Source organism: Actinokineospora sp. (assembly GCF_052390155.1).
In the GTDB taxonomy this organism is placed as follows: Bacteria; Actinomycetota; Actinomycetes; order Mycobacteriales; family Pseudonocardiaceae; genus Actinokineospora.
The window spans coordinates 47,489-60,383 of record NZ_JBQTHF010000056.1; the positions used below are offsets into that span (position 1 = coordinate 47,489).

Consider the following 12,895-nt stretch of genomic DNA (forward strand, 5'->3'; position numbering starts at 1 on the left):
CAGGCGCATCTCAGCAGGGCAGGGAACACTGGCCGTATGCGCATACTCGTGGTCGACGACGATCGGGCCGTGCGCGAGTCCCTCCGGCGGTCGTTGCAGTTCAACGGCTACCAGGTAGACCTCGCCAGCGACGGTCAGCAGGCACTCGACTCGGTGCTCGGCACCGACGGCGCCCGGCCCGACGCGATGGTGCTGGACGTGATGATGCCCCGGCTGGACGGCCTGGAGGTGTGCAGACGGCTGCGCGGGGTCGGCGACGACCTGCCGATCCTCGTGCTCACCGCGCGCGACCTGGTGTCCGACCGGGTCGCCGGGCTCGACGCCGGGGCCGACGACTACCTGCCCAAGCCGTTCGCGCTGGAGGAGTTGCTGGCCCGGTTGCGCGCACTGCTCCGCCGCGCCACACCGGAGCAGCCGGGCACCGCCCCGGCCGCGTCGCTGCGGTTCGCCGACCTGGAGTTGGACCCCGGCACCCGCGAGGTCCGCCGCGGTGAGCGCGCGATCAGCCTCACCCGCACCGAGTTCGCCCTGCTGGAGCTGCTGCTGTCGCACCCGAAGCAGGTGCTCACCCGGGGCCGCATCCTCGAAGAGGTCTGGGGCTACGACTTCCCGACCTCGGGCAACGCGCTGGAGGTCTACGTCGGCTACCTGCGCCGCAAGACCGAGGCTGAGGGCGAGCCGCGGCTGCTGCACACCGTGCGCGGCGTGGGCTACGTGCTCCGGGAGACCCCACCCTGATGATCCACACCGAGCGCGAGGCCGACGGGCTCCGTCAGCGCGTCTCGCTGCGCTCCCGCATCACCCTGCTGGCCGCGTTCTGCGTGGGCGGCGCGGTCGCGCTGGTCTCCTTCGGCGCCTACATCACCGTCTACCGCGGGCTCTACCAGCAGATTGACGACAACCTGGTCGAGCGCGCCACCGCGCTGGTCAACAACACCCAGGTCATCAACGAGAGCAGCACCAAAATCCCGGAGTTCTTCCTGGAGCTGTCGGACATCAAGTTCGACGTGATCAACGAGCGCGGCGTGTCGGCGATCAACCGCCCGGTGGTCAGCCCGCCGATCGGCCCGGACGAGCTGAAGGTCGCCGCGGGCGTCTGGACGGAGTCGTTCCGCACCGACACGGCCACCGACACCCGCGTGCTCGCCGTGCGGTTCCCGTTCCTGTCCGACACCGCCCTCGTGCTGGCGCAGCCGCTGGAGTCGACCAAGAGCACGCTGGGCAAGCTCGCGGTCGTGCTGATCGTCATCGGCGGCTCCGGCATCATCGTCGCCGCGCTCGCGGGGACGGCGGTCGCGCGCGGCAGTTTGCGCCCGGTGCAACGACTCACCGCCGCCACCGAACGCGTCACTCGAACAGGTGATTTGCGCCCGATCCCGGTCGCGGGCGACGACGAGTTGTCCCGACTCACCGACAGCTTCAACACGATGCTCGGCGCCGTCGCCGAGTCCCAGGAGCGACAACGCAGGCTGGTCGCGGACGCGGGCCACGAGCTGCGCACCCCGCTGACCTCCCTGCGCACCAACCTGGAACTGCTGCTCGCCGCCGAGGCGCCCGGCGCGCCGAACCTGTCCGCCCAGGACCACGCCGACATCCAGGACGACCTCCGCGCCCAGCTCGACGAGCTGACCCAGCTCATCGGCGACCTGGTCGAGCTGGCCCGCGAGGACGCCGCGCCCGCCGTGCAGGAGCACGTGGAGCTGCTGGAAGTCGTGGAGCAGGCGCTCGACCGGGCCCGCCGACGCGCGAGCCACGTCCACTTCGACGTGAAGCTGCAACCGTGGCACCTGGTCGGCCACGCCGCGTCCCTGGAGCGGGCGGTGCTGAACCTGCTGGACAACGCGGTGAAATTCAGCCCACCGGGTGGCACCGTGCGCGTCGAACTACAGCCCGCGGGCGACGGGTACGCCTTCCTCCAGGTCGCCGACGCGGGCCCGGGAATCACCGACGACGACCTCCCACACGTGTTCGACCGGTTCTACCGCTCGTCGGAGGCCCGGACCCTGCCCGGCTCCGGCCTCGGCCTGGCCATCGTCAAACAGGCCGCCGAACGCCACGGCGGTTCGGTGTTCGCCAGCCGCTCCGCCGACGGCGGCGCCCTGATGGCGATGCGGCTCCCCGGGCAGCCGGGGTGAGGGTCAGGTCCGCCGTGGCGTCAGATCGTTCAGGTTGACGGTGACCGGCGCCGGGAAGACGGCCGAGAACGTCCCGGTGACCTCGGCGTCGGCGTGGTAGTCGCCCGCAACCAGGGAACAGGCGATCAGGCTGGCTGGGGCGTCGAGGTCGACCAGCCAGTACGCGGGGATGCCCGCTTCGGCGTACTCGATCGGCTTGACCAGCCGATCGGTCCGGCTCGATCCGGGCGAAATGATCTCCACGGCGCAGCGTACGTCCGCGGCGGACAACCGCGCCCGCCCTGACGCGACAGCGGCCGAGCAGGCGATGGTGACGTCCGGTGCCCGCACAATCGGGGGGAACTGGGCGCTGACGACGACCTCGATGTCGATCACCGCGGTCAGGTCGTCCGGGAGTTGCTCATCGAGCCAGTAGGCCAGCCGTTGCGCGGCCCGTTGGTGGGTGGGCGCCGGTTTCGGCGCCGCGACCAGCACTCCTTCGACGAGTTCGAAGTGTCGGGAGGTGTCCACCGGCCGCGCGGTCCATTCATCGAGGGTCAGCAGATGGTCCGGCCATGGTGTTGCCATCGTGTCCTCCCGGTCGCGCTTGAGCGTCTCACGTACGATTCGTCCGTGCGCCACGTCATCGCCGTTGGGCCGAGAGGTCGCGGGTGAGGCGGACCGTCCGCACGCTGGCCGATGGCAGGGAGATCATCTACTTCGACTCCCCGGCCGCTCCCGAACGCACCGCCGTCGACCCCCGCGACCTACCCCGCGACGACACCGACATCCAGCTCCGCCGCGATCCCCTGACCGACGAGTGGGTAGTCCAGGCCGCGCACCGGCAGAGCCGCACCTACAAGCCGCCCGCCGGGCTGTGTCCGCTGTGTCCGTCCGCGCCCGCCAGGCCCACCGAGATCCCGGAGTCCGACTACGAGGTGGTCGTCTTCGAGAACCGCTTCCCGTCGTTCACCGCGCCTGCGGGCCGCTGTGAGGTCGTCTGTTTCACCGCCGACCACACCACGTCCTTCGGCGCCCTGAGCCCCGACCGTGTCCGCATGATTGTCGACGTCTGGGCCGACCGCACCGCCGCGCTGGGCGCGCTGCCCGGCGTCGAGCAGGTGTTTCCGTTCGAGAACCGTGGCGACGAGATCGGGGTGACGCTGGCCCATCCGCACGGCCAGGTCTACGGCTACCCATTCGTCACCCCGCGCACCGAGCGGATGCTCCAGGTCGCCGCGCGGTACCTGGCCGAGCACGGCAGGCCGGTGATGGGCGACGTCCTCAACGACGCGCGCGCCCGCGTGCTGGTCGAGTCCGCGCACTGGACGGCGTTCGTGCCCGCCGCCGCGCGGTGGCCGGTGGAGGTGCACGTGGTGCCGCACCGGCAGGTGCCCGACCTGCCCGCCCTCACCGACGCCGAGCGTGCCGACTTCGCGCGGGTCTACCTGCGGGTCCTCGGCCGCCTCGACGGCCTGTACGACCGCGAGCTGCCCTACGTCGCCGCCTGGCATCAGGCTCCGGTGCGCACGGGCCGCGACCTCGCCTGGCTGCACCTGGAGGTCTTCTCCATACTGCGCACAGCGGACAAGCTGAAGTACCTGGCGGGTTCCGAGTCCGGCATGGCGGTGTGGATCAACGACGTCCTCCCGGCGGACTTGGCCGCGCGGCTGCGCGCGGCCCCCGCGCGCTACGGCCACTGAGGACTCTCGGGCTAACCACAGGCCGGTCTCAGGTGCTTCTCAGTCCCGGAGCGCAAGGTGGAGCCATGACGGAAAACAGGCCCGAGGACAACCCCGGTCGGCCGGGGCCAGAGGTCAACCCGTGGTCGGCGCGTAGTGCCGCACGGGAGTCGGGGAACCCGGTGGCCGGGGAGCAGGGCCCTGGCCACCGGGGTTTCACCGGGCACCAAACCGGGGATGTCTCCCATACGAATCATTTCGACACAGGCCCCGGCGCGGTTGGGGAGCAGGGCCCCGCCGCGTCGGAACCCGGTGGTCGGGCGGCTGGGGAGCAGGGCCCCAGCCGTCCGGCGACCGGGGAGCGGGTGCTGTTCGGCTCCGCCTTCGCGAACCCCGCTTATCCACCGCCCCAACACATTCCGGCGCCTGTTGAGCCGCGCCGGTCGGCGGGCGGGCTCGTCGTGGGGATGACGGTGCTCGCGTTGATCGTGGGCGGCGCGGCCGGTGCCGCAGGCGGCTACCTGGTGGCCGATACGCGCTCGCCCGCCACGTCGGTCACCGCGCTCGACGCGCCGAAACCCGCCAAGCAGGCGGCCACTCCCGCGCCGGTCGGCTCGGTCGAGTCGGTCGCGGCGAAGGTGTTGCCGAGCGTGGTGCAGTTGCAGGTCCGGGGCCAGTCCTCGGCTGGGGAGGGGTCCGGCTTCGTGATCAGCGCGGACGGCCTGATCGTGACGAACAACCACGTGGTCGAGGCCGCCGCGGCCGGCGGCCAGATCGTCGCGGTGTTCCAGGACGGCCGCACCGCCAAGGCGACCATCGTCGGCCGCGACCCCACCTCCGACGTCGCGGTGGTCCGCGCCGCCGGTGTCGACGGGCTCACCGTCGCCGAACTGGGCCGTTCCGACGATCTCCAGGTCGGCCAGGGTGTCGTCGCGATCGGTTCGCCCTTCGAACTCGCGGGCACGGTCACGACCGGCATCGTCAGCTCCCTGCGCAGGCCCACCCGCGCGGGCGGCGAGAACGGCAGCCAAACCACGGTCCTGGACGCTATCCAGACCGACGCCGCGATCAACCCGGGCAACTCCGGCGGCCCGCTGGTCGACATGCGCGGCCAGGTGATCGGGATCAACTCCGCGATCTACAGCCCCCGCTCCGGCACGGACAACGCGGGCTCGGTCGGCATCGGTTTCGCCATCCCGATCGACCAGGCCCGCCGCACCGCCGACGAGATCGTCAAGACCGGCAAGGCCACCCAGACCGTGTTGGGCGTCTCGGTGCGCGACAACCCCGAGGGCGGCGCCCTCATCGCCGAGGTCGTCGCGGGCGGCGCGGGCGCGGACGCGGGCCTCCAGCAGGGCGAAGTGGTGACCCGGTTGGACGACCGCCGGGTCGACACGTCTGACGCGCTGGTCGCCGCTGTCCGCTCCAAGGCCCCCGGTGACAAGGTCCGGCTCGTGATCGGGGACGGATCACGCACCGTCGAGGCGACGCTGGGCGGCCAGCCCGTCGAGACGGAGTAGACGCTCGGCCGCGTTCGCGCGGCCGAGACCAGCTCCGGTTCGCTGCCCCCGGACCGGAGGGCTCCCTACCCCGGAGGCCGAACACGGAGCCGCAAGCGGGCGGAAACCCCCTCGCCCGCCCGCTTGCGGCTCCTGGGCACAGTTGCGGGGTGGCTCAGCCGACCAGCGTCAGGGCGTTTCGCTCAGGCGGTCGGCGAGTAGGTCGTAGAGCAGGTCGGGCAGGTTGCCCGGCAGGAGCTTGTCCCGGCACAGTCGGAGTTCGGCGGCCGACCACCAGCGACGCTCGATGTCAGCCCCGGCTCGTCCGGTGCGCTGACGGCAGTGTCCGCCGGAGCGCGGTTCGTGTGCGTGCCCAGATCCCGGGCCGCGCGATGTCGGCGTAGCGGCGGGACAGGGCAGGTAGGGCGGCAGGTTCGGCGAGTACGGGCGCGACCAGAGGCGAGGGGAGGTCGGTCTCCATCTCGACGCCCGCATCCCACCGGATGACATAGACGTGCCCCCCGGTCGGGTCGACACGCACCAACTCGCCGATGACTCCCTCGTCCCCCTCGGCCAGTTCGTGGACGTCACCCGGCCCAGGCGGTCGGGGATCGCCCGCACCGGACTCGGCCTGGTAGACCGTCTTGGTGAGCTGGACCTGCATGAGTCCGCGCCACCGGACCCGCGTCCCGGTCAGCGTCATGGGTGCGTCCATCTTCGCATTGTCCTACACCCGCCAGCCTGCGAACTCGCGCTCGGACCCGTTCTCGACCAATGGCACCACTACAACGATGCCCATCATGATCCGGCGTGCTCTCTGGCGTATGTGCTGGGCGGGTCGTGGGTCAGTTGTGGGCGAGGAAGTGGTGCCAGGCGTCGCCGGGGAAGGTGAGGTGGGGGGCGGTGGGGTTCTTGGAGTCCCGGACCCCCACGGCCTCGGCGTTGACGGCCACCTCGACACAGGCGTTGTTGCTGCCCTGTCCGCTGTGAGTGCTCTTGTGCCACTCGGCAAACGCGACCTCCACGCAGTTGCCGTTGACGCCTTGTCCGCTGCGGCTGCTCTTATGCCATCCGACGAACGCGACCTCGACGCACGCGTCGTTGTTGCCCTGTCCGCTGCGGCTGCTCTTGCGCCACACCGCGCCGGAGAAGTTCGCCGTCGCCATCCGATCGCCTCTTTCACTTGGTTCGATACTCGCTCGCCACACCTTCGATGTAGGCCACCGAGTCCGCTGGGCTCAGCGCCATCGAGCGCAACTGATCGAATCCCAGTCTAGTCTCGCGGACCTCGGTGGCCCGCTCGATGTGCGCGGCACCAGTCGGATAGGCGACGAAGGTGATGTCGGGGTCTTCCGCTTCAGGGAAGCTCAGCACAATGAACGCCCCGTCCATCCCGACATGGGCTCCCAGGTCGTTCGGCAACACCTGCAAGGTGACTGTGGGCAGCGCGCTGCGCTCGATCAGGTGCATGAGTTGCGCTCGCATCACCTTGGGCCCGCCTACCCGCCTGCGCAGCACCGCCTCGTCGATCACGGCGGTCAGGTTGAGCGGGAAGGTCTCGTCGGTGAGCCGCTTCTGCCGGATCAGTCGCGCGGCGACCTGATTGCCGAACTCCTTGACAGTCCGGTCCACGCGACCGGCGGCGAGTAGGGCCTTCATGTAGTCCGTGGTCTGGAGCAGGCCGGGCACATTGATCAGGCTGAACTCGTAGACATGGGACGCCTCGGTCTCCATGCCGATGTAGCCGCGATCGTTGATGCCGAACTTGGTCCACCAGCCCGGCGGCGCGGCCCGGCGGACCTGCTCCATCAGCTCTTCGTCGTAGCAGTCATACAGGTCCATCATGGACTTCGCCAGGTGGATGTTCACCTTGGCGTGGCCCGATTCCAGCCTGCTCAGCGTGGGTCTGGTCATCTCCAGTCCCTCGGCGGCCTCCTCCATGGTCAGGTGCCTGCTCTCGCGCAGTTCGCGGAGCCTGCGGCCGAGACGCCTGCGGCGGAACGGCGGTACGACTGCCATCCGACTACCTCCTGTGTGCGAATGATTACCCATATCATCCACACGCACAGTGCGTACTTTGCGTGTGCGGATCGGTACCGGTGAGTCGCGGTTGTCCACCCGGATACTCGATCGGCATGGAGACCATCCGCACGACAGCCCCCGACGCCCCGACGCACGCGCTTGTCGAGGCCCCCATCCCGGCCCTGTTCAACCACCGCCCAGACTGGTCCGGGTCGACAACCGAGGTCGACCACTGGCAGTACGCGTGGAGTTTCGGCGGGCTCGACCTGTCCGAGGACGCGCCGATCTCGACCCTGCGCGCGCGGCGGCTCCGCGCCGAGATCCAGGGCCGGATCACCGAAGCGGTGGAAATCACCTCGGTGGGCGTGCTCGGCGGCTGCGACCAGCACTACGCCGGAACCATGATCCTGCCGCTGTCCCACGACCGCTTCGAGGAGATTCTCGTGTCCCTGGAAGGCGAAGCGCGCGAACTCGACCCGGGCGCGGTGGCGTTCTGCGCTCTGTTCGGCCCCTGCCGCGACCGGCTTGTCGTCAGCTCAGACGCGTCGGGTACGTATCAGCCCACCCACAGCTACACCTACCCAGACGACAGCCAGTGAGATGCCCAGGCCGAGCCAGTAGTTCCGGTCATGCAGGCCGGGGTTGACCGGCACGCCGAATGGTTGCCACAGCAGGGGAATCGCCAGCAGCACCAACACCCCGCTGGACACCGCGCCCACCGCGACCGGCGCCTGCCAGGGCGGCGGCAGGTGGCGGGCGATGAGCAGGCCGATCACACCGACGATCGGCGCCACCACGGCGTCGTGGATCACCGGCCCGCCCACCAGCCACGCCGCGCCCTGCCAGGCGTCGCGGAAGGAACCGGTGGCGAACTCGAAGGCCAGCAGCCCGCCCCAGGCGAGCGCGGCCAGCCCGGCCACCGCGAACAGTGCCCGCACCGTCCTCATCGGACCTCCAACCGTGACACCCATTTCGTCTGCAGCACACCGGGTCGGTTCGGGGCGATGATCCGGCACGGGAACCCGTGATCCGCCGAGAGCACCTCGCCGTTGACCCGCAACGCAAGCAGCGTCGCGGGATTCTCGGTGTGTTCGCCCGGCAGCGTGCTCGCCCGGTAGAGCCCGTCGCGCTCCAGCGACTCCACCCGCACCTCCGCGCCGGGAGTCGCGCCGACCGCGCGCAACAGGTCGGTGACGCGCACGCCGGTCCACCGGGCGGACGCGCTCCAGCCCTCCACGCACGCGATCGGGAGTTCTTCGGTCGCCTGCGGCAAAGCGGCCAACTCGTCGAGGGTGAACTGCCGCATGCCCGACGCCGCAACAACTTCGAGCCGCCACTGGGCGGGCACCGTCACCCCGGCCGCCTGCGCGGTCCGGTTCACCGGCAGGCCCTGCGGCCCACCGCTGGACCGCCACGCCAGCGCGGAAACGTCGCGCAGGAACGGAACCGTGGCACCCGCCGTCGCCACCACGGCCACGCCGGAGGCGAGCCAGGTGGTGCGCAGGAACGTGCGCCGCGACTCGTCCACCTCGGTGGTGAGGCCGCGCCGGATGATCGGCAGCTTCACCGCGATGTGCACCAGGATCGAGCCGATCGCGATCCACGCGACCGCGTAGTGCGCGGTCGGGAAGTAGAAGCCCCACAGGTAGTTCTGGGCGACGTTGAAGATTCCCGTTACCAGTTCGAAGAACGCCGCCCCGGACAGCACCAGGATCGACCCGCGCTCCAGCGCGTGCAGCGGCGACTTCACCAGCGGGCGCTCGAACAGCTTCGGGTAGACACTCCACAACTTGGCCAGCAGCAACGGAACCGACGCGATCCCGGTGATCACGTGCAGGCCCTGGGTGATCCGGTAGAGCCACGCCGGGCTGCTCGGCCAGAAGAACCACGACGGCGGGTACTGGATGCCGTGGCTCAGCAGCCCGGTCAGGAAGCAGATCCCGAACGCGATGCCGAGCCACCGGCCGACCCGGGAGGTGACGCGCTCGTCGTGCGCCGGGGCGGCGAACTCAGGAGTCTTGACCTCGGGGAGTTTCATGCGGGCACCAACTCCGTGAACCAGCGGCCAAGGTGTTCCCGTATCCAGCGCACTGCCATCCCCGCCTCCGCCGCCGCTTGCGGGATCGCGTCCGCGCCGAGCTGTGCCCAGTCGAACCACGGTCCGCTGCCGGACTCCCGGATCACCCGCGCTCGCGACGGCCGCATCCCACACCCCGGCTCGTCCGCCTCGACCAACGCGCTTCCATTGGGGGACAACAATTCCCGCATCCTGTGCAGCAGCCGCACCGGGTTGCCACCGATGCCGACGTTGCCATCGGCCAGCAGTACGTGCCGCCACCGGCCCTCGCCGGGCAGCGGCTCGAACACGTCGCGGTGCAGGGCGGCGGCGCCGCGCGACCGGGTCAGCGCGACCGCGATCGGCGAGGTGTCCACGCCGAGCGCGGCCACCCCGCGCTCGGCCAGCGCGGCGGTGAGCCTGCCCGGCCCGCAGCCGACATCGAGCGTCGGACCCCAGCAGTGGTCCAGCAACAGCGCGTCGCCCGCCCCCGGGGTGTTGCCCCAGCGGTCGACCGGCAGCGTGATGCACTCGCCGCTGGCCAGTTCCAGCCAGCACTCCCGACCGAGCAGGCCGGGCTCGAAGAGATCGGTGCCGGTCATCGCGTGGCCCCCGTGTACGAGGTGCCGAGCGCGGCGACGGCGTGCGCGAATCGGCCGTAGGGCGCCTGGGCCGCCACCCGCAGCGCGTCCGCCATAGTGTCCACATCGGACAACTCGGGTAGTTGTCCCACCTGCAAACCGTTGTCCCGCAACGTCGAGAGTGTGCGAACGCCAGTGTCGGACCGTGACGTCGGCACCATCCGCAGCAGGTCGGCCCGCGCCGGGTCACGCAGCCCGAGAGCCCACCACCCACCGTCCTCGGCCAGCCCCAGGGTCGCGTCGATGCCCGGGTCGAGCAGCCGGTCGACCGACTCGCGCAGCAGGTCGGGGCTGACCTGCGGGGTGTCCATGCCGATCTGCAACACCGGGCGGCCCGGGAACCGCGCCGCCAGATCGGCGTGCGCGGCGGCCAACCGCTCCGGGAAACCGTCGCCCCGCTGGGGAAACACCGCGCACCGGGCGAGCAGGTCGGCCAGTTCCGGCCCGCGTTCCGCTGTGCACAGTGCCCCGGTCATGGCGACCACCGGCAGCACGCCCGGGGTGGCGAGCACCGCGTCGAGGGTGTCCAGCAGCGCCGCCGCCGCGATCCCGGCCGCCTGCGCGGGCGTGGCGGGCGGGCTCAGCCGCGTCTTCGCGAGCCCGGCCACCGGTGCTTTCGCAACCACCAGCAGGCACGTCATCGCAGCACCCCCGCCATGTCGCGCACCGCGCGCAGCGTGCCGCGCACCGACCCCGACACCTTCGACTTCGTGCCCGCCGCGCGCGGCCGGTAGGCGACGTCCAACTCGACCACCGACCACTTCGCCTCCGCCGCGCGGATCAGCAGCTCCAGCGGGTAGCCGAAGGCGCGATCGCGCACGCCGAGATCGAGCAGATCGGTGCGGCGCACCGCCCGCGCGGGCGCGATGTCGGACACCGGCAGCCCGCGTCTGCGCAACAGTGCGGCCAGCACGGCGTTGCCCGCCCGCGCGTGCCACGGCCACGCGCCCCGGCCGACCGGCACGCGCTTGCCCACGGCGAGCTTCGTCCGCCCGCCCGCCAGCGCGGCCACCAGCGCGGGCAACTCGCCCGGATCCAGTGAGCCGTCCGCGTCGAGGAAGCACACGACGTCGGCCGTGGCGTGCTCCAAACCGGTGTGCACCGCGGCGCCGTAGCCCTTGCGCGACTCGTGCACCACGGTCGCGCCGTGCGCGGCGGCCACCTCCGGTGAGCCGTCCACTGATCCGTTGTCCACCACGATTGCTCTATACCCCGTCGGGAGCGCCGCCAACACCCCGGGCAGCGCCGCCGCCTCGTCGAGGCAGGGCAGCACCACATCCACCTGTCGCAGATCCATGGGACTAACCTAAGTCCGCCGTGGACACTCGGAAAGTGTTGGCGCGCTTACCAAAGAGTGACGCTGTCATAAGTGTTACGAACTTCTGACCGATCCAGGGTCCCATCCGGCGGAGATCGCGCGGGACCACTACGATCGCGCGGCCCCGGCACCTTACGGAGTGCTGACGACCCCGGCGCCCGTCCGCGCCCAGCACCCCGGCTCGGCTAGGTTCCGGTGGTGCCCTTGCTCTCACCGCCGCGCCCGCGCACGTCCGCGCACCGCGCCGACCTGATCGCCGCCGGACTCGCCCTCGGCCTGGTCGCGCTCGCCGCCGTGGTCGGCTGGGTGTTCGACATCCGGCTCACCGGCGACGCCCACTTCCCCGGCGCGCCATCGACTTTCGGCGAATGGCCCGTGCTGGGCGAGTGGCTGCCGCACGTCGGCGTCGGGACGCCGATCGCCGTGCTCGTCGCGGTCGCCACGGTCGCGTGGGGGCCCACCCTGGCCGTTCGCCTGCCGTGGCGCGGGGCGCTGGCCGCCGCCTACGGGCTCGCTGTGGCGTGGACGTTCGCCCTCGCCATGATCGACGGCTGGAGCCGCGGCGTCGCCGGACAGCTCACCTCGCAGGACGAATACCTGAGCGCCGTCCCCGGGATCACCGACATTCCTGTGCTGCTGCGGACTTTTGCCGACCGCATCCTTGATTTCCAGCCGGACTCCTGGATCACCCACGTGGCGGGCCACCCGCCCGGCGCCACCCTGGTGTTCGTCTGGCTCGACCGACTCGGCCTCGGCGGCGGCTCGTGGGCGGCGGTGCTGTGCGTGCTCGTCGGCGCGCTGGTCGCTGTCGCCGTGCCGGTGACGGTGTCCGCGCTGGGCGACCCCGAGCGCGCGCGGGCCGCGCTGCCGTTCGTCGCGCTGTTCCCCGGCGCGGTGTGGATGGGCGTGTCCGCCGACGCGCTGTTCGCGGGCGTCACCGCGACCGGCATCGCGCTGCTCGCGGTCAGTGCTCGCGCGCTTGGCCGTGGTTCGCGGGCTGGTGCGGCCGGGTGTGTCGCGGCGGGCGTCGTGCTCGGGTACGGGATCTTCCTGTCCTATGGGCTGATGCTGATGGGCGCGATCGCGCTGGCCGTGCTGCTCGCGGCGCGGAACTGGCGCGCGCTGGCGCTGGCGGTGCCGGGCGCGCTGGCCGTTGTCGCCGTGTTCGCCCTCGCGGGCTTCTGGTGGCTCGACGGCTACCACCTCATCGTCGAGCGGTACTACCAGGGCATCGCCTCCGACCGGCCGTACGCGTACTGGGTGTGGGCCGATCTCGCGTGCCTGGTGCTCGCCGTCGGCCCGGCCGCGGCGGCCGGGCTGCGCCGGTTGCGTTGGCCCAACACGACATCGGTGCTGATCGGCGGTGCCGTGGTGGCTGTGCTCGGCGCGACCCTGTCCGGGCTGTCGAAGGCCGAGGTCGAGCGGATCTGGCTGCCGTTCGCGGTGTGGCTGGTGGCCGCGGCGGCGTTCCTACCCGTGCGATCGCACCGCTGGTGGCTCGCCGGACAGGCCGCGACCGCACTTGTGGTGAATCATCTATTGCTGACCAACTGGTGAGGGGTG

15 protein-coding genes are annotated in these 12,895 nt (G+C 71.2%); 6 read left to right on the forward strand and 9 right to left on the reverse strand.

All coding sequences use genetic code 11. The features are described from left to right. Window positions 1-36 precede the first annotated feature (36 nt). Together ACT4N7_RS19215 and ACT4N7_RS19220 are read left to right on the forward strand one after the other, a co-directional pair. Entirely contained in the window at window positions 37-738 is a 702-nt protein-coding gene (locus ACT4N7_RS19215; RefSeq protein ID WP_444830153.1) for a response regulator transcription factor, read from the forward strand. Continuing rightward, window positions 738-2,135, forward strand: a complete 1,398-nt coding sequence (locus ACT4N7_RS19220) for a sensor histidine kinase (protein ID WP_444830154.1) — start codon at window positions 738-740, stop codon at window positions 2,133-2,135. The genes ACT4N7_RS19215 and ACT4N7_RS19220 overlap by 1 nt, the downstream gene beginning before the upstream one ends. Window positions 2,136-2,138: 3 nt before the next feature. On the opposite strand, the gene ACT4N7_RS19225 is transcribed toward ACT4N7_RS19220, so the two are convergent. After that, the gene (locus ACT4N7_RS19225; RefSeq protein ID WP_444830155.1) at window positions 2,139-2,702 is read right to left on the reverse strand and encodes a Uma2 family endonuclease; all 564 of its coding nucleotides are present in this window, start codon (window positions 2,700-2,702) and stop codon (window positions 2,139-2,141) included. Between the two features lie 83 nt (window positions 2,703-2,785). Between ACT4N7_RS19225 and galT the strand changes: the two genes are divergently transcribed. Both galT and ACT4N7_RS19235 read left to right on the forward strand, forming a co-directional pair. Continuing rightward, complete coding sequence (gene galT / locus ACT4N7_RS19230; RefSeq protein WP_444830156.1) at window positions 2,786-3,817, forward strand: galactose-1-phosphate uridylyltransferase; 1,032 nt, start codon at window positions 2,786-2,788, stop codon at window positions 3,815-3,817. Window positions 3,818-3,882: 65 nt separating this feature from the next. Further along, entirely contained in the window at window positions 3,883-5,316 is a 1,434-nt protein-coding gene (locus ACT4N7_RS19235) for a S1C family serine protease (protein ID WP_444830157.1), read from the forward strand. Window positions 5,317-5,605: 289 nt separating this feature from the next. On the opposite strand, the gene ACT4N7_RS19240 is transcribed toward ACT4N7_RS19235, so the two are convergent. From ACT4N7_RS19240 to ACT4N7_RS19250, 3 genes are all read right to left on the reverse strand, one after another. Further along, window positions 5,606-6,010 (reverse strand): hypothetical protein, encoded by a 405-nt coding sequence (locus tag ACT4N7_RS19240; RefSeq protein WP_444830158.1) that lies wholly within the window; start codon window positions 6,008-6,010, stop codon window positions 5,606-5,608. 130 nt (window positions 6,011-6,140) lie between these two features. Beyond that, the gene (locus ACT4N7_RS19245; RefSeq protein ID WP_444830159.1) at window positions 6,141-6,461 is read right to left on the reverse strand and encodes a DUF397 domain-containing protein; all 321 of its coding nucleotides are present in this window, start codon (window positions 6,459-6,461) and stop codon (window positions 6,141-6,143) included. A 13-nt stretch (window positions 6,462-6,474) separates the two neighbouring features. Continuing rightward, window positions 6,475-7,314, reverse strand: a complete 840-nt coding sequence (locus ACT4N7_RS19250; RefSeq protein ID WP_444830160.1) for a helix-turn-helix domain-containing protein — start codon at window positions 7,312-7,314, stop codon at window positions 6,475-6,477. A gap of 116 nt (window positions 7,315-7,430) precedes the next feature. Between ACT4N7_RS19250 and ACT4N7_RS19255 the strand changes: the two genes are divergently transcribed. Continuing rightward, complete coding sequence (locus tag ACT4N7_RS19255; protein WP_444830161.1) at window positions 7,431-7,916, forward strand: hypothetical protein; 486 nt, start codon at window positions 7,431-7,433, stop codon at window positions 7,914-7,916. Here ACT4N7_RS19255 and ACT4N7_RS19260 read toward each other — a convergent pair. From ACT4N7_RS19260 to ACT4N7_RS19280, 5 genes are read right to left on the reverse strand one after another with little or no spacing between them, the layout of a single operon-like run. After that, complete coding sequence (locus tag ACT4N7_RS19260) at window positions 7,854-8,264, reverse strand: hypothetical protein (protein WP_444830162.1); 411 nt, start codon at window positions 8,262-8,264, stop codon at window positions 7,854-7,856. The two genes, ACT4N7_RS19255 and ACT4N7_RS19260, sit on opposite strands and share 63 nt — an antisense overlap. After that, window positions 8,261-9,355, reverse strand: a complete 1,095-nt coding sequence (locus ACT4N7_RS19265) for a molybdopterin-dependent oxidoreductase (RefSeq protein ID WP_444830163.1) — start codon at window positions 9,353-9,355, stop codon at window positions 8,261-8,263. Before ACT4N7_RS19265 ends, ACT4N7_RS19260 begins: the two co-directional genes overlap by 4 nt. After that, complete coding sequence (locus ACT4N7_RS19270) at window positions 9,352-9,975, reverse strand: methyltransferase domain-containing protein (RefSeq protein WP_444830164.1); 624 nt, start codon at window positions 9,973-9,975, stop codon at window positions 9,352-9,354. The genes ACT4N7_RS19265 and ACT4N7_RS19270 overlap by 4 nt, the downstream gene beginning before the upstream one ends. Continuing rightward, window positions 9,972-10,655, reverse strand: a complete 684-nt coding sequence (locus ACT4N7_RS19275) for a TIGR04282 family arsenosugar biosynthesis glycosyltransferase (RefSeq protein WP_444830165.1) — start codon at window positions 10,653-10,655, stop codon at window positions 9,972-9,974. Before ACT4N7_RS19275 ends, ACT4N7_RS19270 begins: the two co-directional genes overlap by 4 nt. Then, window positions 10,652-11,311 carry a glycosyltransferase family 2 protein gene (locus tag ACT4N7_RS19280; protein ID WP_444830166.1) on the reverse strand — a complete coding sequence of 220 codons (660 nt, stop codon included), beginning with the start codon at window positions 11,309-11,311 and terminating at the stop codon, window positions 10,652-10,654. The genes ACT4N7_RS19275 and ACT4N7_RS19280 overlap by 4 nt, the downstream gene beginning before the upstream one ends. Before the next feature lie 216 nt (window positions 11,312-11,527). On the opposite strand from ACT4N7_RS19280, the gene ACT4N7_RS19285 reads away from it, so the two are divergent. Continuing rightward, window positions 11,528-12,889 carry a hypothetical protein gene (locus tag ACT4N7_RS19285; protein ID WP_444830167.1) on the forward strand — a complete coding sequence of 454 codons (1,362 nt, stop codon included), beginning with the start codon at window positions 11,528-11,530 and terminating at the stop codon, window positions 12,887-12,889. Window positions 12,890-12,895 lie beyond the last annotated feature (6 nt).